Below are 20063 nucleotides of genomic sequence, written 5' to 3' on the forward strand. Positions count from 1 at the left end.
TATGGCCAACCCGAACGAAGAAGACGACGGCAACCCGAAATTCGGCCGCCTGCTGGTCGCACTGCTGCTGGCGCTGGTGCTGGTGGTGCTGATCACTTTCGCCAGCGAGGCCTTGTTCACATGAAGCGGCTGCTCCCGATCCTGATGCTGGCCGCTGCTACCGCTACTGCTGCCGCCCCCGGCCCTGCACCTGTACTGCCGGATGCGCCGGCCGGCTGGCAGGCGGCCGCGGCGCGCGACATCGCGGCCGCCTACGACATCACCATGGCGAACCATGCGGGCGCGCTCGATCCGCACAACCCGTCCTTCGTCGGCAATCTCGAAGCTGCGCGCGACCATGGCCTGGCGCTGGCGTCGCGGGTGACGGATGCCGATGGCTACCTGGCGGCGGTGCAGGGCTTCACGGCCCGCATCCACGATGGCCACGCCGGCATGTATGTCAAATTCGACCGCGGCGCACTGGCCTCGCGGCAATGGCCCGGCTTCGTGGCGGCCTGGCGCGGCGATCTCTACGTCCATGCCGCCGAGGAAGGCGCCGCGCGGCAGGGCGAGCGGATCGTTTCCTGTGATGGCAAGCCGGCCCGGCAATTGATGGAGGAGAACGTGTTCGCGTTCCAGGGCCGCAGTGACGAGGAGGGGCAGTGGTGGAGCCTGGCGCCGCGGCTGTTCGTCGATTCGCACAATCCTTTCCTGCGCCGGCCGGAGCGCTGCGTGTTCGAATGGGGCGGCGAACGCATCGAACGGGAGCTGTCCTGGCGGCCGGTGACGGACCAGGCGTCCGCCTGGCACGTGGACGACATGGCGCCCGACACGCTGCCGGTCGGGCTGACCGAGCCGCGCCCGAAGCTGTTCTGGATGGCGATGCCGACCTTCCACCCATCGGATGCCGAGCGGGCCGCCTACCATGCCGTCTATCGCCAGGTGGAGACGCAGCGGGACCGCTTCCTGAACGCGGACGCGGTGGTGATCGACCTGCGCCGCAACGGCGGCGGCAACTCGGTGTGGAGCGCCCGCTTCGCCGCCGCGCTGTGGGGTGCCGACCGGGTACGGCGCCGTGCCGAGGCGCGTACGGCCCGCGAGCGCGTCTGGTATCGCGCGTCGCCCGGCAATATCGCCCACTTCAGGAACATCGTGGAGACCTTCACCGCGAAGAAGGAAACCGCGATCGCGAGCTGGGCCGCCGCGCACGAGGCGGGCATGCGCGTAGCGCTGGCGGCCGGCAAGCCGTACTACGTCGCCAACGAAAATGCGCCGGCGCCCGCTGCCAATCCGCAGGCCGACCGGCCAGGCGAGCCGCCGGCCTTTTCCCGCCCCGTGTATGTGATCGTGCCCGGCTATTGCGCCAGCTCCTGCCTCGACGCGGTGGACGTGTTCAAGCTGTTCCCGAACACGAAGCTGATCGGCGCACCCAGTTCGGCCGATTCAACCTATATGGAAGTGCGTTCGGAAGACCTGCCGGGCGGTCTCGCCCGCGTGATCGTGCCCGTCAAGCTGTATGTCGACCGGCCGCGCGGCAACGGCGAGTTCTACCGGCCGGACATTACCGTGACCGCCCTGCAGTGGACCACCGCCGAGTTCCGGGCCGTGGTCGAGCGCGACCTGGCACCTGCCGCCACGCTCGGAAAATAAATAGGGACGGACCCTGTTTTTAAGGAAATTTCCCAGAAAACAGGCGGTCCGGCGTCCCGGTCCGTCCCCATTTTTGTTTCAAGCAATGTTTCTGGAAAAATGGGGACGTACCCCATTTTTGCAGCAATGTTTCCCGAAGTTACTGCAGCTCGAGATCGATCTGCCTGGCCTTGCCGTTTTCGCCCGGGAAGCCGGTGAACGCACTCTGCACGAGCAGCGGCATCACGGCGGGCGTCGACTGGCGGCGGCTGGTGTTCTGCACCGTGACGTCGTACAGCTTCTTGCCGGTGTTGTCGGCGATCGACACATTCAGCTTGCGCTCGTAGTTGTGCCGGATGACTTCGCGGTATTCGGTCGGGCCGAACATCCACGGGTCGTAATACGGCCGGAACGCCCAGTGGCGGTAGCGGTAACGCGAAGGATAGAAACCGCCGCGGTACGGCCAGCCGCCGTACATGCCCCCGTACATTCCCCAATGTGGCCCGGCGCCGGTCCAGAACGGATCGTAGGCCTGCAGCACGCGGGTCGGCCGGTCGATGGTCGAGAACGCCATATCGACGCGCAGTTTCGCCTGTTCCGGCGCGCCGGCCTGGGCAAAGCCCAGCTTCGACAGTTCATTGGCCACCAGCCCCTGGTAGCTGCGGTATTCCAGCGTGTCCTCGCTCGGCGCCGGCGTATCGAACACATAGGTTTTCTCCTGCAGCTGGGCTGGCCACTGGTGGAATACCGTGACGTCGCTGCGGATGGTGGTTGCGCACCCGCCGAGCAGCAGGCTGCCTGCTGCGACGAGGATGGCGAAGGATTTCATGATCTACTCCCAGAAAAAGGTATTTCCCCACATACAGTGTATGACTGCCCCGCTTGCACTCCTCAATTATTACAGAATGTTACGGCGGCACGGAAAGCTGAAACGATCGCAACCGGCACGGCAGCAAATCGCGGGCATGCAAGGCGCCGGTGTTGGTAAAATAATCTTTTGTCCGCAATGAAGGTGAAGGCCCCCATGAGAACCGACAGCCCGCAGACGATCTACCGCAAGGATTACACACCGCCCAGCTACCTCGTCGAAACGGTGGAACTGGGATTCGACCTCGACCCCGCCCGCACGATCGTCGCCAACCGCATCACGCTGCGCCACAATCCGGCCAGCAAAGGCGGCAAGGGCGGTAAGGGCGAGCGCGGCGAGCGCGACATCGTCCTCCATGGCGAAGACATCGACCTCGTCGCGATCCGGCTGAACGGTACCGAGCTGAACCCCGGCCAGTACATATTGGGGGCGAACACGCTGACCATCAAGAAGGCGCCTTTGAATGTGGTGCTGGAAATCGAGACCGTCTGCGCCCCTGAAAAGAACACCACGCTGTCCGGGCTCTACGTCTCGAACGGCAGTTTCTACACGCAGTGCGAGGCGGAGGGTTTCCGCCGCATCACCTATTTCCCGGACCGGCCGGACGTGATGGCCGTGTTCACCGTGATGCTGCGTGCGGACAAGGAAAAGTACCCGGTGCTGCTGTCGAACGGCAACCTGGTGGAAGCGGGCGACCTCGATGACGGCCGCCATTTCGCCAAATGGCACGATCCGTTCAAGAAGCCGTCGTACCTGTTTGCGCTGGTGGCCGCGAAGCTGGTCTGCCAGGAAGAAACGTTCAGGCTGGCCGACGGGCGCGATGCGCTGCTGCAGGTCTGGGTCGAGGAGGGCAATCTCGACAAGACCGACTATGCCATGCAGTCGCTGAAGAACTCGATCCGCTGGGACGAGGAACGCTGGGGCCTCGAGCTGGACCTGGACCGCTTCATGATCGTCGCCGTCGGCGACTTCAACATGGGCGCGATGGAAAACAAGGGCCTGAACATCTTCAACACCAAGTTCGTGCTGGCCAATCCCGCCACCGCCACGGACACCGACTACGCCGGCATCGAAGCGGTGGTCGGCCACGAATACTTCCACAACTGGACCGGCAACCGCGTCACGTGCCGCGACTGGTTCCAGCTGTCGCTGAAGGAAGGCCTGACGGTGTTCCGCGACCAGGAATTCTCGGCCGACATGATCGGCACCGCGAGCGGCCGCGCCGTCACGCGCATCGACCAGGTGCGCACGCTGCGCCAGGCGCAGTATCCGGAAGATGCCGGGCCGATGGCGCACCCGGTGCGCCCGGATTCCTTCGTGGAGATCAATAATTTCTACACGGTCACCGTGTACGAGAAAGGCGCCGAGGTCGTGCGCATGTACCAGACCCTGCTGGGCCGCGAAGGCTTCCGCAAGGGCATGGACCTGTACTTCGCGCGGCATGACGAGCAGGCCGTCACGTGCGACGATTTCCGCGCCGCGATGGCATCGGCGAACGAGCGCGACCTGACGCAGTTCGAGCGCTGGTACAGCCAGGCCGGCACGCCGGTCGTCACCGCCAGCGGAGAATACGACGCCGGCGCGCAGCGCTATGTGCTGACGCTTTCGCAGCACTGCCCGCCGACCCCGGGCCAGCCGGACAAGCTGCCCTTCCACATTCCGGTCGCCGTCGGCCTGCTGGCCGGCAGCGGCCGCGACCTGCCGCTGAACCCGAACGGCGACACCACGGTGGTGCTGGAGCTGACCGAAGCGCAGCAGGAGTTTACGTTCGACGGCATTCCGGAAGCGCCGACCCCGTCGCTGCTGCGCGACTTCTCGGCACCGGTGATCCTCGAGTATCCCTACACCGACGACGAATTGCTGCACCTGTTCCGCCATGACAGCGACCCGGTGAACCGCTGGGAAGCGGGCCAGCGCCTTGCCATGACGCGCCTGCTCAAGCTGACCGCCGCCGTGCAGGCGGGCGACAAGCTCGAACTCGATTACACGTTCGTCTCCGCCCAGCGCGCGCTCCTGCTCGACGATACGCTGGAGGCAGCCTTCCGCGAGCAGGCGCTGATCCTGCCGTCCGAATCCGTGATCGCCGACCAGATGGAAGTGGTCGATCCACAGGCGATCCACCACGCGCGCCAGTTCATGCGCCGCACGATCGCCGAAGTGATGCGCACCGAACTGTTGAATGCCATTGCCGCGAACGAAACGCCGGGCGACTACAGCCCGGACGCCGTCTCGGCCGGCAAGCGCGGCCTGAAGAACCTGGCGCTGGCCTACCTGCTGGCCGCGCCGGACCTGCATGCGATCAACCTCGGGCGCCGCCAGTTCAACAACGCGACCAACATGACCGACCGCGCGGCGGCGCTGACGGCGCTGATCCACAGCGGTGCCGACGTGGAAGAGCAGCTGCAGGCTTTCTACGACCAGTTCAAGGGCGAGGCGCTAGTGGTCGACAAGTGGTTCGCCATGCAGGCCAGCGCACCGACCACGAACGTGGCGCGCGTGCGCGAACTGATGGGGCACCCGGCATTCACGCTGCGCACGCCGAACCGCGCACGCAGCCTGCTGTTCAGCTTCGCCAACAGCAACCCGTCGCAGTTCCACGCGAAGGACGGCAGCGGCTACGAATTCTGGGCCGAGCACGTCGTCAAGCTCGATGCGCTGAATCCGCAGGTGGCGGCCCGCTTCGCGCGCAGCATGGACCGCTGGCGCCGCTACGCCCCGGAGCTGCAGGCGCACATGCGCCGCGCGCTGGAAAAAGTGGCGGGTGCACCGAAGCTGTCCAACGACGTGATGGAAGTCATCTCCAAAGCGCTGGCGAACTGAGGGAACCTCGATAAACCTGCTGCGCAACGCCAGCCGCTGGTCTTCGATGTTCCGCTGCGGCGGACCGGACGTACGAAAAAGCGCTCGCGAACCAAAAGAATCGTAATCAACCAAGGGAATCCATGAAACGAATCAGCCTTACCCAATACCTCGTCGAGGAGCAGCGCGAGCACCACAATATCCCGGCCGAGCTGCGCCTGCTGATCGAAGTGGTCTCGCGCGCCTGCAAGACCATCGCCCACTCGGTGGGCAAGGGTGCCCTCGGCGACGTGCTGGGCGCGCTCGAAAGCGAGAACGTGCAGGGCGAAGTGCAGAAAAAGCTCGACGTGATCTCGAACGAGATCCTGCTGGAAGCGAACGAGTGGGGCGGCCACCTGGCCGCGATGGCTTCCGAAGAGATGGAGACGATCCACCTGATCCCGAACCGCTATCCGAAGGGCGAGTACATGCTGGTGTTCGATCCGCTGGACGGCTCGTCGAACATCGACGTGAACGTGTCGATCGGTACCATCTTCTCGGTGATCAAGGCGCCGGAAGGCATGGCCACCCCGACCGAGACGGATTTCCTGCAGCCGGGCGCCAAGCAGGTCGCCGCCGGCTACGCGGTCTACGGCCCGCAGACCATGCTCGTGCTGACCACCGGCCATGGCGTGAACTGCTTCACGCTGGACCGCGAAATGGGTTCCTGGGTGCTCACGCAGCGCAATATGCAGATCCCGACCAAGACAAAGGAATTCGCGATCAACATGTCGAACCAGCGCCACTGGCATCCGCCGGTGCAGCGCTACATCAACGAACTGCTGGCCGGCAGCACCGGCCCGCGCGGTACCGACTTCAACATGCGCTGGATTGCCTCGATGGTGGCCGACGTGCACCGCATCCTGAACCGCGGCGGCATCTTCATGTACCCGGCGGACGTGCGCGATCCAAGCAAGCCAGGCAAGCTGCGCCTGATGTACGAAGCAAACCCGATGGCCTTCATCGTCGAGCAGGCCGGCGGCATGGCCACCGACGGCAAGCACCGCATCCTGGACATCCAGCCGACCACGCTGCATCAGCGCGTGCCGGTGTTCCTCGGCTCGCGCGATGAGGTGGCCGTGGTCACCGGTTACCACCATGAAGGCGCCGCGTAAGATTTCGAAAAGAGACCCTAGTCAACTGTAAAACCTGTTGCTATAATGTGGCCTCTTTCGCAGCGCTTCATGTGCGGAAGGCAAGGTTAAGCAAGGTAACTTCACGTTGCCAAGTTTGGCCGCTGTAGCTCAGTCGGTAGAGCAGCGCATTCGTAATGCGAAGGTCACCAGTTCGATTCCGGTCAGCGGCACCAAGATTCAATGCAAAAAGCCTCACGCATCTGCGTGGGGCTTTTTGCTTTCTGTCGTTGCACCGTGCGTGCAGTGCGTCGGCTGGCGTCCCTTTGTCGGGATTATTGACAGTCACCGAAACCGCCGGTGCCTGATCGGCCACCAATCATTCATCTCAACAGGCATTTTCAGTTGAAATGCAGCCTGGCGCTGGAAATACTGAAACGAAACGGGCGAAGGCTATTCCCGAATGTTCCGGTAACAATACAGCGTTACTGTCGGAAAATTTTACACAAGCATCTATCTTTGGCGCCAATTAAATCTAAGTGTTTGATTTTCATCAAACAGTGTGCATTTGGCATGAATATTGCATTGATGAACCAGTCACTTCACCTGGGCCATAAATATGTTCAATCCAAAGAAAACGTTGTTGAAAGTCATTGCCGGCTCCGTGTTGATCTCAGCAGCATTCGGCGCACACGCTACCGTGATCACCAGCACCGTGACCGGCAAGATCGGTTCAATCAACAATACCGCCAGCGGCCTGGCCACCGCGCTGGGATTCCAGCCGATCGCCGGCCAGGCGTATTCGCTCAGCATTACCCAGGACCTGAGCGGGCCAACGAGCTCGGCAACGAACAGCCTGCTGATCGACACCGTCGGTTCTGTCGATATTGCGCTGACGATCGGCGGCAACACCAAGCTGTTCAACGCGGCCTCTACGCGGCAGTACAACTCCCTGATCGATGGCTCGCCGGACAGCCTGACGACGCTGTCTGAAATCGTCGTCGGCAACCAGAAACTGAGCTTCTCGCATTCGGTGACGGGCAACCTGTGGAGCACGGCGGACCTCGGCCAGTCGCTGGCCCTGTCCAAGGGGCAGTTCACCTCCTTGTATTCCAAGCTGTCCATCAGCAGCCTGACGGGCGCCTACCAGGGCGGTTTCACCGGCGTCGGCTCTTCGCTCGTCGCAGCGAATGCGGTGCCGGAGCCTGGCACCATGGCACTGATGGGCCTGGGCCTGATGGGACTGGTCTACTCGCGCCGCCGCGCCGCCAAGCGCTGAACGCCAGCGCCGGCAGGCGCAGCCTCATCAGCCCGCTCGCCTTCCGGCCAGCGGGCTTTTTTTTCATGGCGCTGTCACCCGAACCTGTGGAAGTTTCGCCAGGTCATCAAGAAAGAGCGCAATTGCCGCGCAGCGCGGCGATCAGGCAGTCTGCCGGCGCGGACCAGCGCCGCCCGTCAAGGCCATGGCGCCAGCCCAGGTAGTTCGGCAGGTATTTGCTTGCCACGCCGTTGAAGCGCGACAGCCAGCCGTGGAAGCGGCTGTGATAGCCGTTTACGTGCTGCAGGAGGACGGCGCCGCGGGTGCGCACGCCTGCCCTGAGATTGACTGCTTGATGCAGGATGCCGGCGCGGCGCGCGAACGTGCGGTAAGCGGGCAGCGCTGTCCGACACCAGCAAGACGTCGGCGGGTCGCCGCGCAATGCGGACAGCGATCGGACGGCCGGCCGAACTTCTCGATCAGTTCCAGACAGTTCGCTAGTGACGAAGCCGACTCGAGCAGGGCACGCAGTGTCGCCGGTTGGGCGCCGGAGAGCCCGTCGAGTTGCCGCGCAATCGTTCCAGCAAACTGTTGAAAACGCCGTCATGCATCGCCGCCTCCATCGTCAATAAGGATGAGACTGCGATGGCGTGAATGGTTCAGTTCATCCCACAGGCTCGGGTGACAGCGCCTCTTATATGGCGCCGATATTTCCTTGCCAGATGCCTGCACATCCGGCTTTCTGTAAATGAAACCTTCCAGGGCTGGCCATCGTTGCTGCCGGTCATGATGCAACACTACAACTGTTCTTATAGTAATTGCATAGGATAAATTTCCATAAAAGCATTAACTTTGCTAAAATGCAAATTACTGCTCTGAAATATACTCCCATGTACAAGGCTGGCGGTTGGACTGTAAATTCATTACAAATAATGGTCGCGAGTGACTTTTAGTGAGAAATGTCCTAAGGGATAGGTTTACAATACCTTTCGTTTACCCGTTAAGCGGGCTCATCAGTATCAGGAGGCGACGTGTCACCCCCGGTTCATGACGCGGCGTTCGCGATCTCCCGGCTGTCGGCGGAATTTGCCGACAGGACGATCGAAGCGCATTTCAGCCATCACTTGCTGCCGCAGACCAAGGAACAGTTGCGCACCACGCTGCTGTTCTGCTCCGCCGTTTACCTGATCTTTGCCGTTACCGATATCCTGGCGCTGGGGCTCACGCCGCTGTCGCTTGCGCTGTTCGGCTGCCGGCTCGGTGTGGCCGTGGTGGCCATCGCCAGTTGCGTCACCAATCACCTGCACCCGCATTCCGTCGGGCGCGTCTATCTCACGGCGAGTATCACCGAGATTGCCGGCATGCTGGCATTCGTGCCGATCGTGCTGGCGCGGCCCGCCGAGCTGGCCTGGCACGCCATGTCGATGGGCCTGATGGTGCTGGTCGTGTACCTGTATATTCCCAACCGGCTGCTGTATTCGCTCGCCATCTCGGCGATTTCCACGCTCGTGTTCATCGTCATCGCGCTCATCGCCGGCAGCCTGACCGCGCAGGAGCAGCTGACGATGGTCATGCTGCTGGCACTGGCCAACTGCTTCGGCTACATTTCCGCGCGCCGCTACCACCTGATCCGGCGCGAGGAATTCCGCGTGCAGTCGGTACTGAAGAACCTTTCCGAACGCGATCCGCTGACAGGTTGCCACAACCGGCGCTACCTGCAGCAGGAGCTGCTGAACATGGAGCTGTCGCGGGCGCGCCGCTTCCGCCTCAGCGTGGCCGTCATCGCCTGCGACATCGACTACTTCAAATCCGTCAACGATACGTACGGCCACGCGGCGGGCGACCGGGTACTGGTGGCATTCGCGGCGCTGCTGCGCGGGCTGATCCGAGAAAAGGTGGATAACCTGATCCGCTTCGGCGGCGAGGAATTCCTCCTGGTGCTGCCGGAAACCGACCTGTCCGGCGCGATGCACCTGGCCGAGCGCATGCGCGCCGCGCTGTCCGCCATGACCACCGAGATCGCGCCCGGCAAGACCGTCGGCGTCACCGCCAGTTTCGGCGTCACTTCCGTCAATTTCGCCAGCGTGACCACCCGCTTCCCGCAGGAAGCCGTGATCGAGCTGGCCGACCAGCTGCTGTACGCCGCCAAGCGCGACGGCCGCAACACCGTCAAGGCGCTGGAATTCTACGGCCGTCCCGGCCTGCACGTGGCGGCGCGCGCGGCCGGCTGAACCCTGCCTGCGCCGCACCCGGCCAGCGCGCGCCGGCGATTCCTGCATACCGTCTGTCACGACGATGGCCTGCGAGTGCCGGCCAATGAGTGCCGGCCGCGGCACCGGTGATGCCGATCCCCCGCCCGGCATTCCAGCACCGGGCGCACGGTAAAGTGCTGTACCTTTCCAGCCCCGATGGGTTACCATGCGCGCTTGGGTGCGCTCTTCCTGTTCGGGAAGCGCGTTAAACGGGAAACCGGTGAAGCCGCCATGCGGCCATTCCGGTGCAGCCCCCGCTGCTGTAAGCCTGACGGACTCCGCCAACAAGCCACTGCGAATCTCGCGGGAAGGCGCGGAAGAAGAATGACGGCGAGCCAGAATACCGGCCCAAGCAAGTCAGCACCATTCCCCGGGGTGACGGGAAGCCGCTGTCGAAGCGGCTTGCCGTCCGTGCTCCGCTTCGACCGTCTTCTCCATTTTCGATCCCCGCCCGGTGCTCTTATCGACCATTCGACGGGAGGTTTCGAATGCACATCATGGAAGGTTTCCTGCCGCCCGCGCACGCGCTGGGCTGGTCGGCCGTATCCGTTTCGTTCCTGGCCTGGGGCCTGCGTTCCATGGGGCGCGACCTGGGCCGGCATCCCGAGCATCGCATGCTGTTCGGGGTCGCCGCCGCGTTCGCGTTCCTGTTGTCCGCGCTGAAGCTTCCTTCGGTCACCGGCAGTTGCTCGCATCCCACCGGCGTGGGCCTTGGCGCCTTGCTGTTCGGTCCCGCTTCGATGGTGCCGGTAGGCTTCGTGGTGCTGCTGTTCCAGGCACTGCTGCTGGCCCATGGCGGCATCACGACGCTGGGCGCCAATGTCTTCTCGATGGCGGTGGTCGGCCCCTTCGTTGCCTATGGCGTGTTCCGCTTGGTGGCCGCGGCCGGCATGTCGCGTTCCATCGCCGTGTTCGCGGCGGCCTGCCTCGGCGACCTCGCCACGTATGCCACCACGTCGCTGCAGCTGGCCTGGGCCTTTCCCGACCCGCTGGGCGGCGTACCGGCTTCGCTCCTCAGGTTCGGCGGCATCTTCGCCCTGACCCAGGTGCCGATCGCGATCAGCGAAGGCGTGCTGACGGTGCTGGTGGTGAACGCGGTCGCCAGGATCCATGGCCACGAGCTGGCCGCCGCGCCCGTGTTCGCGCACGCCGGAAGGAAGCCGGCATGAAGGCCCGTTCCTGGATGTTGTGGACCGCGCTCGCCCTGTCGACGGTGCTGCCGCTGTGGATCGCCGGCGATGCCGATTTCGGCGGTGCAGACGATCTCGCGCGGCAGGCCATCGAAAAGATCGCGCCGGATTACCGGCCCTGGTTCCAGCCCGTGTTCGAGCCGGCCAGCGGCGAGATCGCATCGCTGCTGTTCGCCGTGCAGGCGGCGCTCGGCGCCGGCGTGATCGGTTACTGGCTCGGCCTGTCGGCGGGCATCGAACGCGCAAGGGAGAGATCAAGGCAGGGGAAAGATCAAGGCAAGGGAGAGATCAAGGCAAGGGAGCCGCATGCTGATTGACACGGCTGCCTACGCGAGCCGCTGGCGCGGCATCGCGCCTTCCGCCAAGGCACTGTTCGCGCTCGCCGGCGTTGCCGCGGCCTGGATCGCCCGCAGCCCCGCCGTGCTGGCCGTGCTGGCCGCGCTGCTGGTGCTGAGCGCCGTCGTGGGGGCGCGCGTGCCGCCGCGTGCCTTGCTGGCGGCGGCGCTGGCACCGCTCGGCTTCCTGCTGCTGGCCTGCCTGGCGATGCTGGCCGGGCCCGATCGGCAGGGCGACTGGCACTGGCGCCTGGACATGCTGCCGGTGGCCGCCTGCACCGCGTTGCGGGCGCTGGCCGTCCTGGCCGCGCTGCTCGGCTTTGTCCTGACCACGCCGCTGCCCGACCTGCTGGCGCTGTTGCGCCGCCTGCGCGTGCCCGAACTGCTGCTCGACCTGATGGCGCTGTGCTACCGCATGCTTGCCGTGCTGCGCCAGGCCTGGGCCGACGGCGTCGAGGCGCAGCGCGCCCGGCAGGGCTACCGGGGCTGGTCCCAGGCATGGCGTTCGACGGGGATGCTGGCCGGTCACATGGCATTGCAGGTATGGCAGCGCGCCGCCGCGTTGCAGATGGCGGCGGATGCGCGCTCGTACACCGGCACGCTGCGCTTCCTGCCGGCCAGCCATCCGCGGGCGGGGCGCCAGAATGCGCAAGCCATCCTGGCCGGCACGCTGCTCGTCGCGCTGGCCGTGGGGGATCGCTGGTGACCGTGCCTGCCGTACTCGAACTGGCCGGCGTCCACTTTGCCTACCCCGACGGCAGTCCCGGACTGCGCGACTGCAGCCTGGCGCTGGGGCGCGGGCGGCGCCACGCGCTGCTGGGCGCGAACGGCGCCGGCAAATCCACCGTGCTGCGGCACCTGAACGGCCTGCTGCGGCCGGCCGCCGGATTACTGCGCCATCACGGGCAGGCCGTCGGCCATGGCCGGGAGGACTTGCATGCGCTGCGGCGCGACGTCGGCCTCGTGTTCCAGGATCCGGACCGCCAGCTGTTCGCCGCCCACGTCGACGAGGACGTGTCGTTCGGCCCCCTCAACCTGGGCCTCGATGCCGCCACCGTGCGCGCGCGGGTGGCCACCGCGCTCGATGCCGTCGGCATGTCCGCTCACGCCGGCCGCGCCGTGCATCACCTGAGCTTTGGCCAGAAGAAGCGGGTCTGCATCGCCGGCGTGCTGGCCATGGAACCGCAGGTCCTTTTGCTGGACGAGCCGATGGCGGGACTCGATGCACCGATGCAGGCCGCCCTGGCGGCGCTGCTCGACCGGCTTGCCGCGCGCGGCATCACGGTGATGCTGTCGACCCATGACGCCGACTTCGCGTTCGGCTGGGCCGACGACGTCCACCTGATGGCGGCGGGATGCTGCATTGCGTCCGGCCCGGCGATGCAGCTGGCGGAACGCGCCGACCTGCTGCGGCAAGCCGGGCACGAGGTGCCGCCGGCGATCGCACTGCATCGGGAGCTGGTTGCGCTCGGCGTCCTCGGCGCCGAGCCACCGCCGCGCAGCGTTCCCGAGCTCCTTGCCGCACTGCGTGCCGTGCGCGCCGCGCCGGCCCCGGAACATTTCGCACATCCCGCACATTTCGCACAACCTGGAAGGACAATGGCATGACGATCGCAACTCCCGGCAAGGTCTGGTTCGTGGGCGCCGGCCCCGGCGATCCCGAACTCGTCACCGTGAAGGGGCGCAGGCTGCTGGGCGAGGCCGGCGCCGTGCTGTTCGCCGGCTCGCTCGTCGACCGCGCGGTAACGCTGTATGCGCCGGCCGGCTGCGTCATCCGCGACTCGAAGGACATGACGCTCGAGGAGATGACCGCCTGGCTGATCGCCCAGGCCGCGGTGCACGGCACGGTGGTGCGCCTGCAAACGGGCGACCCGGGCCTGTATGGTGCGCTGATCGAGCTGGCCCGGCCACTCGCCGCCGCCGGCATCGAGTGGGCGGTCGTGCCGGGCGTCTCGTCGGCGATGGCGTCGATGGCGGCGGCCGGGGAATCGCTGACGCTGCCGGAAGTCACCCAGAGCGTCATCTTTACGCGCGTCGAGGGACGCACGCCGATGCCGGCCGGCGAAGACCTGGCCAGCCTGGCCGCGCACCGCACCACCTTGTGCATCTTCCTGTCGATCACCTTGCTGCACAAGGTGGAAACGGCGCTGCGCGCCGCCGGCTGGCCGGACGACTCGCCAATACTGGTGGTGCACAAGGCCAGCTGGCCCGGCGAGGAAAAGATCCTGCGCGGCACGCTGGCCGACATCAAGGCGCGTTGCCGCGAAGCCGGCGTGGCCAGCCAGGCGATGATCGTGGCAAGCCCCACGCTGGGCGCACTCCACTGGGAAACGCTGGCCCGATCGAAATTGTACGACCCTACCTTCACCCATCGTTTCAGAAAGGCGAGCGCATGAACGCACCCATCATGATGCAGGCGGCCGGTATGCCGGCCCGCGCGAACATCGACGATACCATCCTCATCGTCGGCCACGGTTCGCGAGAGGACTCGGGCAACCGCGAGATCCGCGATTTCACCGATGCATGGCGGGCGCGCCGGCCGGACTGGCGCATCGAGCTGTGCTTCATCGAATTCGCCGCGCCGGAACTGAATGCCGCGCTATTGGCCGCGGCGCGCGGCAGCCGCCGGGTGCTGGTGGTACCCCTGATCCTGAATGCGGCAGGCCACGTCAAGATGGAAATCCCGGAGGCCGTTGAGCAGGCGCGGGCCGCCAATCCGCAGGCGGAAATACTGCTGGCGCCGCACCTGGGTGCCAGCGACCCCGTGCTGGCCGTGCTGCGGCGCCGCCTGCGCGGTGCGATGGCGGAGCTCGACATGCCCGACCCGACGACCACCGGCGTGGTACTGCTGGGGCGCGGCTCGTCCGACCGCGGCGCCAACGGCGAGATGGCGAAGATGGCGCGCTGGCTGCTGGAAGAGGGCGACCATGAACTGGTCGACCTGGCCTTCACCGGCATCACCTGGCCGCGCCTGGAAAAAGTGGTGCAGCGCCAGGTCCTGCTGGGCATGCGGCAGGTCGTCGTGCTGCCGTATTACCTGTACACCGGCACGCTGATGCAGCGCATCCACCGGCAGGTCGAGCACCTGCGCGGCCAGTATCCGCAGGTGCGGTTCGCCTGCACCGCGCATTTCGGCTTCGAGAAGGAAATCTTCGCATTGATGGACGAGCGCGTCGAGAACCTGCGCGCGGGCGTGCCGGACAGCCGCCTGGTATGCGACGGCTGCACGTTCCGGGAGATCGCGCACGACCTGGGCCATGGGCATTCGCACGCGCATACCCACGACCATGCGCCCGCGCAGGCCGGCGACCATGCCCATGGCCACCCCCATGAACACGGCCACTCCCATGAACAGGGCCACTCCCATGAACACGGCCACTCCCATGAACCCGGCCACGATCACGGCCACGCGGGCGTGCCGGCATGAGCACCGTAAACACCGTCACCGAGCAGCTGACGCGCGCCGGCCAGGCCATCGAGCACGACAGTTTCGCCATCATCGATGCCGAGGCCGGCCCGCATGCGTACACACAAGAGCAGTGGCCGGTGGTGCGCCGCATGATCCATGCGAACGCCGATTTCGATTTCAACGGGGCGACCGCCTTCCACCCGGACGCGGTGGAGGCGGGCATCCGCGCCATGCTGGCCGGCGCCACGCCGGTGGTGGCCGACGTGGAAATGATCTGCTCCGGCCTGTCGCAGCCGCGCCTGGCGCATTTCGGCATGCGCACGCACCAGTTCATCAGCGATGCGGACGTGATCGACGCCGCCAGGCGCGAGGACACCACGCGCGCCGTGCAGGCGATGCGCAAGGCCCACGGGGCGGGATTGCTCGATGGCGCGATCGTCGGCATCGGCAATGCGCCCACCGCGCTGATCGAAGTCGTGCGCCTGATCCGCGAGGAGGGCGCGCGCCCGGCGCTGGTGGTCGGCATGCCGGTCGGTTTCGTGTCGGCGGCCGAGTCGAAGGACCTGATGGCCGGAGTCGACGAGGTGCCGTGGATCGTGATCCGCGGCCGCAAGGGCGGCTCGACGCTGGTGGTGTCGGCCCTGCACGCGTTGCTGGCGCTGGCCGAGGCGCGCCAGAAATCGGCGGAGCGCGGGTGAAGGAGAAGGCTGCCGAAAAGGGCACGCGCACCGGTTTCACGACCGGCGCATGCGCCGCCGCGGCGGCGCGCGCGGCCATGCTGGGACTCGCCACCGGGCAGGTGCCGGAGCACGTCGAGGCACTGCTGCCGAATGGCAGCCGGGTGGGCTTCGCCGTGCACGACGGCCGTTGCGACGCGGCGCATGCGCATGCGATGGTGGTCAAGTTCGCCGGCGACGACCCGGACTGTACCGATGGCGCGCACCTGACGGTCGACCTGCGCCTGCTGCCCGGCCAGGCCGGCGCCGTGGCCTGGGTGGCCGGCGACGGCGTCGGCACGGTCACGATGAAGGGCCTCGGCCTGGAGGTGGGCGGCCCGGCGATCAATCCGGTACCGCGCAGGAATATCGCCGACAACCTGCGCGAGGCGGCGCCCGGGCTGCTGGCCGAACATGGCATCGAAGTGACGATCAGCGTGCCGGACGGCCAGGCGATGGCGAAGAAGACCACCAATGCGCGGCTGGGCATCCTGGGCGGCATCAGCATCCTCGGCACCACCGGCATCGTCAAGCCCTATTCCACCGCGGCGTGGCGGGCCAGCGTGGTGCAGGGCGTGCAGGTCGCGGCCACGGCGGGCCACGGCATGGTGGCGCTGACCACCGGCGGCCGCACCGAGACCTTTGCCATGGCAGCGCTGCGTGCCGAGCGGCCGGAGCTGCCGTCCGCCTGCTTCGTGCAGATGGGCGACTTCCTGCGCTATGCGCTCGACGAGGCGGCGGCGCAGGGGATCGGCCTGGTGGTGCTGGCGGTCATGGTCGGCAAGCTGACCAAGATCGCCCAGGGCGAGACCATCACCCACGCCAACCGCAGCGAAGTCGATACCGACCTGGTGGCGGCGGTCGCGCGGCGCATCGGCGCCACCGACGAAGACTGCGCGGCGATGGCCGCCGCCGAAACGGCGCGATTCGGCGCCGAGCTGATGGTCGAGCGCGGCCTGGGGGAAGCCTTCCACCGCGCCCTGGCGCAGGCGGCCATCGATACGCTGACCGCGCCGGCGCGCTACGGCCAGGCGTTCCGGCTGCGCGTGCTGGTATGCGACTTCAGCGGCCAGCAGGTGGCCGACGTGTGGTCCGACCCGGTGCCGCCGCCGCCGGTGCCGGCCAGCGCCGGCCGCACCAGCATTGCCCACATCCTCGATGTCGACCCCTGAACCGAAGTTCCCTTGAGCCCAACCATGGATATCCCTTTCAAAGACAGCAGTGACAAAGACCCGAATCCGTGCCGCGTGATCGGCGTGCTCGACGACGGCGCGGCAAGCCTGGCCGCCACGGCGCTGGCCTGCCTGCGCAGCGCCGACGTGGTGATCGGCGGCGCGCGCACGCTGGCCCTGCTGGCGCACGAACTCAAGCCCGGTGCCGTGCGTCACGACCTGACCGGGCGCCTGGCGGACGTGCCGGGGTGGGTCAAGGCTGCCCGCGCCGACCACCTGGCCTGCGTGGTGCTGGCCACCGGTGACCCGCTGTGCCATGGCATCGCACCCTACCTGGCGCGGCACCTGTGCGTGCAGGCGCTCGACATCCTGCCCAACCTGTCGACGCTGCAGGTGGCATGCGCCCGCGTCGGACTGGCATGGCACGATGCGCGCATCGTCTCCGTGCACGCGAAGGACGCCGGCGAGTGGCAGCGCGGCGCCACGCCGGAGCATGGGCTGTACGCACTGGCCCAGGCGCTGCGTGCGCACTCGCGGCTGCTCATCCTGACCAGTCCCGACAACAGTCCGGACCGCATCGCCAGGCTGCTGGAAGCCGAAGGCCTCGGCGGCGACTTCCTGATGGCGGTGGCGGAAAACCTGCTGCAGCCGGAAGAGCGGGTGCTGGCCGAACTCGCGCCGCGCGATGCCGCGGGCATGCGTTTCGCCGCGCTGAACGTGGTGCTGCTGTGGCGCGTGACGCCGCCGCCGCGCCCGGTGCGCTTCGGCCTGGCCGACAGCGAATTCGTGCAGCGCCAGCCCGACAAGGGCCTGATCACCAAGCAGGAAGTGCGCGCCGTCAGCCTGGCGCGCCTGCAATTGCGCGAGGACAGCGTGATGTGGGATATCGGTGCCGGTTCCGGCTCGGTAGGCCTGGAAGCGGCGCGCCTGTGCCCGCGGGGCCATGTTTATGCCATCGAAAAGAATGAAGCCGATCACGCGATCGCTGCGCAAAACCACGCGGCCTTCGGCGTCGGCAACTACAGCCTGGTGCTGGGCAAGGCGCCGGACGGCCTGGACGCCTGGCCCGATCCCGATGCGGTGTTCATCGGCGGCTCGGGCGGCGAACTGGCCGCCCTGATAACGGGCGTGATGCGGCGCCTTCGGCCCGGCGGCACGCTGGTGATGAACTTCGTCACGCTGGAAAACCTGGCTACCGCTACCGCGGCATTGCAGGCGCTGGAAGGCGAGGGCACGGAACCATGCCTGCGCTGGGACGTGGTGCAACTGCAGGCCGCCCGCAGCAAGCCGATCCTGCACATGCACCGCATGGCGGCCGAGAATCCCGTGTGGATCGTCTGCGCGCGCCGCACCGGAGGCAGGCCATGAGCGGCGCGGGTACCTTCGGCACGCTGTGGGGTGTCTCGCTGGGGCCTGGCGATCCGGGCCTGATCACGCGCGCCGCGTGGGAAGCGCTGCAGCGGCGCGACGCGGCCTGGGTCTACCCGGCGCGCAGCGGCAAGACGCCCAGCTACGCGCTGGACATCGTGCAGCGTGCCGGCCTGGCGCCGCCGGACGAGCATGCGCTGCTGCTGTTCCCGATGACGCACGACGGCGAAAAGCTGGCGCGCGCCTGGCTGCGCGCGGCCGAAAGGGTATTGCCCTGGCTGCGCGCGGGCCGCGACGTGCTGTTCCTCGTCGAGGGCGACGCCAGCACCTATGCCACGTTCGGCCACCTGGCGCGCACCGTGCGCGCGCTCGACGCCGGCGTGCCGGTACGGATCATCGCCGGCGTCAACGCCTTCACGGCCGCCTGCGCGGCGGTCGACGTGCCCTTCGCGGAACAGGACGACACGGTGGCGATCGTGCCGGCCGCGTATGGCGTGAGCGCCGTCGACCGGCTGCTGCCCGACTTCGATACGCTGGTGCTGATGAAGGTGAAGCCGCTGCTCGATGAGCTGATCGGCTGGCTCGAGCGCCGCGGCCTGCTGGCCGGCGCCCATTTCATCGAACGGGTCGGCGCGCCGGACCAGCGGCAGGTCAGCGGCGCCGCGATATCCGCGCTGCGCGGCAGCAAGGTCAGTTACCTGTCGCTGCTGATCGTCAAGCACCCGCACCGCATCCGCGGCGAACGCATCAAGGGCTGCCTCAGGAAGGACAGCCCCAACCCCTCACTCACGGAGACCGCATGACCGATACCGCCAACACCACGCCGCGCGTTTGCCTGGTGGCGATCACGAAGCACGGCGCCGCGCAGGCCGCGCGCCTGGCCGCCGACCTGCCCGAGGCCGACATCTGCACGGCTGCCAAATTCGCCACCGCGTTCGGCGGCCTGCCGAACCGCGTGCACCCTTACGGCGGCGCGATGCGCGACGAGATCGGCCCGCTGTTCGCCGGGTACGACCAGATCGTGTTCTTTGTTTCGCTGGGCGCGGTGGTGCGCCTGATCGCCCCGCACCTGCGCAGCAAGGAGGAAGACCCCGGCGTGATCGTCGTCGACGATGCCGGCCAGTACGTGATCCCGGTGCTGTCTGGCCATGTGGGCGGCGCCAACGAATGGAGCGAGCGCATCGCCGTGCTGCTCGGCGCGGCGCCGGTGCTGACCACCGCGTCCGATGTCGGCCGCACGATTCCCGTCGACATCCTGGGCCGCCACCTGGGCTGGCGCGTCGAGGCGCCGAAGATCAATGTCACGCGCGTGTCCGCCCATGTGGTGAACGGCGAGCCGATCGCCTTCGTCCAGGAGGCCGGCAGTCCCGACTGGTGGACCCGGCCCACGCCGCTGCCGGACAATATCCACCGGTTCGACCGTTTCGCCGACGTGCCGCTGGACCGCTACGCCGCGCTGCTGTGGGTCACGCATGCCGAGGTGCCGGCCGGGCGCTGGGAGGCGTTGCACGAACGCCTGGTGGTCTACCGCCCGCCCGTGGAGAGCGCGGCTTGAGCGGCTACACCATCGGCCTCGGGTGCGACCGCGGCGCTGCGTTGCAGACCGTGCGCGAAGCCGTGCAGGCTGCGCTGGCCGCGGCGGGCATCGGGCCGGAGCAGGTGAGCGCTGCCGCATCGATCACCTTGAAACAGGATGAAGCGGCATTGCTCGCCCTGGCGCACGAACATGGCTGGCCGCTGCATTTCTACCCGCCCGACGCGCTGGCGGCCGTGCCGGTGCCGCATCCGTCCGCGACGGTGTTGCGCCATACCGGCACGCCCTCCGTCAGCGAGGCCGCCGCGCTGCTGGCGGCGGGGCCGGATACGCCGATGACGGCGCTCGTCGTCGAGAAACACAAACACCGGGGCGCCGATGGCCGGCATGCCACCGTTTCGATCGCAAGGAAAAACACATGAACGAGATTGACATGATAGAC

General features: G+C 66.8%; 19 protein-coding genes, 1 tRNA gene, 1 pseudogene and 1 riboswitch. Of the genes and pseudogenes, 19 read left to right on the forward strand and 2 right to left on the reverse strand.

Going from position 1 to position 20063, the window contains the following annotated elements; all coding sequences use genetic code 11:
• Nucleotide 1 precedes the first annotated feature (1 nt).
• Entirely contained in the window at nucleotides 2-124 is a 123-nt protein-coding gene (locus tag FHS02_RS31830; RefSeq protein WP_259772472.1) for a hypothetical protein, read from the forward strand.
• Entirely contained in the window at nucleotides 121-1629 is a 1509-nt protein-coding gene (locus FHS02_RS08380; protein WP_137314495.1) for a S41 family peptidase, read from the forward strand. The genes FHS02_RS31830 and FHS02_RS08380 overlap by 4 nt, the downstream gene beginning before the upstream one ends.
• Before the next feature lie 139 nt (nucleotides 1630-1768).
• Here the strand turns inward: FHS02_RS08380 and FHS02_RS08385 are convergent, their stop codons facing one another.
• Nucleotides 1769-2437, reverse strand: coding sequence for a DUF4136 domain-containing protein (locus FHS02_RS08385; protein ID WP_137314494.1), 669 nt, complete (start codon nucleotides 2435-2437; stop codon nucleotides 1769-1771).
• Nucleotides 2438-2632: 195 nt separating this feature from the next.
• Here FHS02_RS08385 and pepN point away from each other — a divergent pair, with 195 nt between their 5' ends.
• The 4 genes from pepN to FHS02_RS08405 all read left to right on the forward strand — a co-directional run bounded on the left by pepN (nucleotide 2633) and on the right by FHS02_RS08405 (nucleotide 7666).
• Nucleotides 2633-5296, forward strand: coding sequence for an aminopeptidase N (gene pepN, locus FHS02_RS08390; protein WP_137314493.1), 2664 nt, complete (start codon nucleotides 2633-2635; stop codon nucleotides 5294-5296).
• A gap of 122 nt (nucleotides 5297-5418) precedes the next feature.
• Nucleotides 5419-6429 carry a class 1 fructose-bisphosphatase gene (locus tag FHS02_RS08395; protein WP_137314492.1) on the forward strand — a complete coding sequence of 337 codons (1011 nt, stop codon included), beginning with the start codon at nucleotides 5419-5421 and terminating at the stop codon, nucleotides 6427-6429.
• 118 nt (nucleotides 6430-6547) lie between these two features.
• Nucleotides 6548-6623, forward strand: a tRNA-Thr gene (locus FHS02_RS08400).
• Between the two features lie 407 nt (nucleotides 6624-7030).
• Nucleotides 7031-7666 carry a PEP-CTERM sorting domain-containing protein gene (locus tag FHS02_RS08405; RefSeq protein ID WP_175424823.1) on the forward strand — a complete coding sequence of 212 codons (636 nt, stop codon included), beginning with the start codon at nucleotides 7031-7033 and terminating at the stop codon, nucleotides 7664-7666.
• A 106-nt stretch (nucleotides 7667-7772) separates the two neighbouring features.
• On the opposite strand, the pseudogene FHS02_RS08410 reads toward FHS02_RS08405, so the two are convergent.
• Nucleotides 7773-8070 (reverse strand): annotated as a pseudogene (locus FHS02_RS08410) (IS1595 family transposase); the annotation flags it as partial.
• A 606-nt stretch (nucleotides 8071-8676) separates the two neighbouring features.
• Here FHS02_RS08410 and FHS02_RS08415 point away from each other — a divergent pair.
• From FHS02_RS08415 to FHS02_RS08470, 13 genes are all read left to right on the forward strand, one after another.
• Nucleotides 8677-9876 carry a GGDEF domain-containing protein gene (locus tag FHS02_RS08415; RefSeq protein ID WP_229422217.1) on the forward strand — a complete coding sequence of 400 codons (1200 nt, stop codon included), beginning with the start codon at nucleotides 8677-8679 and terminating at the stop codon, nucleotides 9874-9876.
• A gap of 180 nt (nucleotides 9877-10056) precedes the next feature.
• A riboswitch (cobalamin riboswitch) is annotated at nucleotides 10057-10263 on the forward strand.
• Between the two features lie 122 nt (nucleotides 10264-10385).
• A complete protein-coding gene (locus FHS02_RS08420) occupies nucleotides 10386-11066 on the forward strand; it encodes an energy-coupling factor ABC transporter permease (RefSeq protein WP_137314489.1) in 681 nt (226 codons plus the stop codon).
• A complete protein-coding gene (locus FHS02_RS08425) occupies nucleotides 11063-11404 on the forward strand; it encodes an energy-coupling factor ABC transporter substrate-binding protein (protein WP_137314488.1) in 342 nt (113 codons plus the stop codon). Before FHS02_RS08420 ends, FHS02_RS08425 begins: the two co-directional genes overlap by 4 nt.
• Entirely contained in the window at nucleotides 11394-12128 is a 735-nt protein-coding gene (gene cbiQ / locus FHS02_RS31435) for a cobalt ECF transporter T component CbiQ (RefSeq protein WP_137314487.1), read from the forward strand. Before FHS02_RS08425 ends, cbiQ begins: the two co-directional genes overlap by 11 nt.
• On the forward strand, nucleotides 12125-13030 hold the full coding sequence (locus FHS02_RS08430) for an energy-coupling factor ABC transporter ATP-binding protein (RefSeq protein WP_229422216.1): 906 nt from the start codon (nucleotides 12125-12127) through the stop codon (nucleotides 13028-13030). The genes cbiQ and FHS02_RS08430 overlap by 4 nt, the downstream gene beginning before the upstream one ends.
• On the forward strand, nucleotides 13027-13818 hold the full coding sequence (cobM, locus tag FHS02_RS08435; RefSeq protein ID WP_137314485.1) for a precorrin-4 C(11)-methyltransferase: 792 nt from the start codon (nucleotides 13027-13029) through the stop codon (nucleotides 13816-13818). The genes FHS02_RS08430 and cobM overlap by 4 nt, the downstream gene beginning before the upstream one ends.
• Nucleotides 13815-14849: a sirohydrochlorin chelatase gene (locus FHS02_RS08440; RefSeq protein WP_229422215.1), complete on the forward strand. Its 1035-nt coding sequence runs from the start codon at nucleotides 13815-13817 to the stop codon at nucleotides 14847-14849. Before cobM ends, FHS02_RS08440 begins: the two co-directional genes overlap by 4 nt.
• Nucleotides 14846-15529, forward strand: a complete 684-nt coding sequence (locus tag FHS02_RS08445) for a precorrin-8X methylmutase (protein ID WP_137314484.1) — start codon at nucleotides 14846-14848, stop codon at nucleotides 15527-15529. The genes FHS02_RS08440 and FHS02_RS08445 overlap by 4 nt, the downstream gene beginning before the upstream one ends.
• A complete protein-coding gene (locus FHS02_RS08450; RefSeq protein WP_137314483.1) occupies nucleotides 15526-16719 on the forward strand; it encodes a cobalt-precorrin-5B (C(1))-methyltransferase in 1194 nt (397 codons plus the stop codon). The genes FHS02_RS08445 and FHS02_RS08450 overlap by 4 nt, the downstream gene beginning before the upstream one ends.
• A gap of 24 nt (nucleotides 16720-16743) precedes the next feature.
• Nucleotides 16744-18087 (forward strand): precorrin-6y C5,15-methyltransferase (decarboxylating) subunit CbiE, encoded by a 1344-nt coding sequence (gene cbiE, locus FHS02_RS08455; protein WP_137314482.1) that lies wholly within the window; start codon nucleotides 16744-16746, stop codon nucleotides 18085-18087.
• On the forward strand, nucleotides 18084-18890 hold the full coding sequence (gene cobI, locus FHS02_RS08460) for a precorrin-2 C(20)-methyltransferase (RefSeq protein WP_137314481.1): 807 nt from the start codon (nucleotides 18084-18086) through the stop codon (nucleotides 18888-18890). Before cbiE ends, cobI begins: the two co-directional genes overlap by 4 nt.
• Nucleotides 18887-19642 (forward strand): cobalamin biosynthesis central domain-containing protein, encoded by a 756-nt coding sequence (locus tag FHS02_RS08465; protein WP_137314480.1) that lies wholly within the window; start codon nucleotides 18887-18889, stop codon nucleotides 19640-19642. Before cobI ends, FHS02_RS08465 begins: the two co-directional genes overlap by 4 nt.
• Nucleotides 19639-20043, forward strand: a complete 405-nt coding sequence (locus tag FHS02_RS08470) for a cobalamin biosynthesis protein (protein WP_137314479.1) — start codon at nucleotides 19639-19641, stop codon at nucleotides 20041-20043. Before FHS02_RS08465 ends, FHS02_RS08470 begins: the two co-directional genes overlap by 4 nt.
• Nucleotides 20044-20063 lie beyond the last annotated feature (20 nt).

The organism is Pseudoduganella umbonata, assembly GCF_014192225.1.
GTDB lineage: Bacteria > Pseudomonadota > Gammaproteobacteria > Burkholderiales > Burkholderiaceae_D > Rugamonas > Rugamonas umbonata.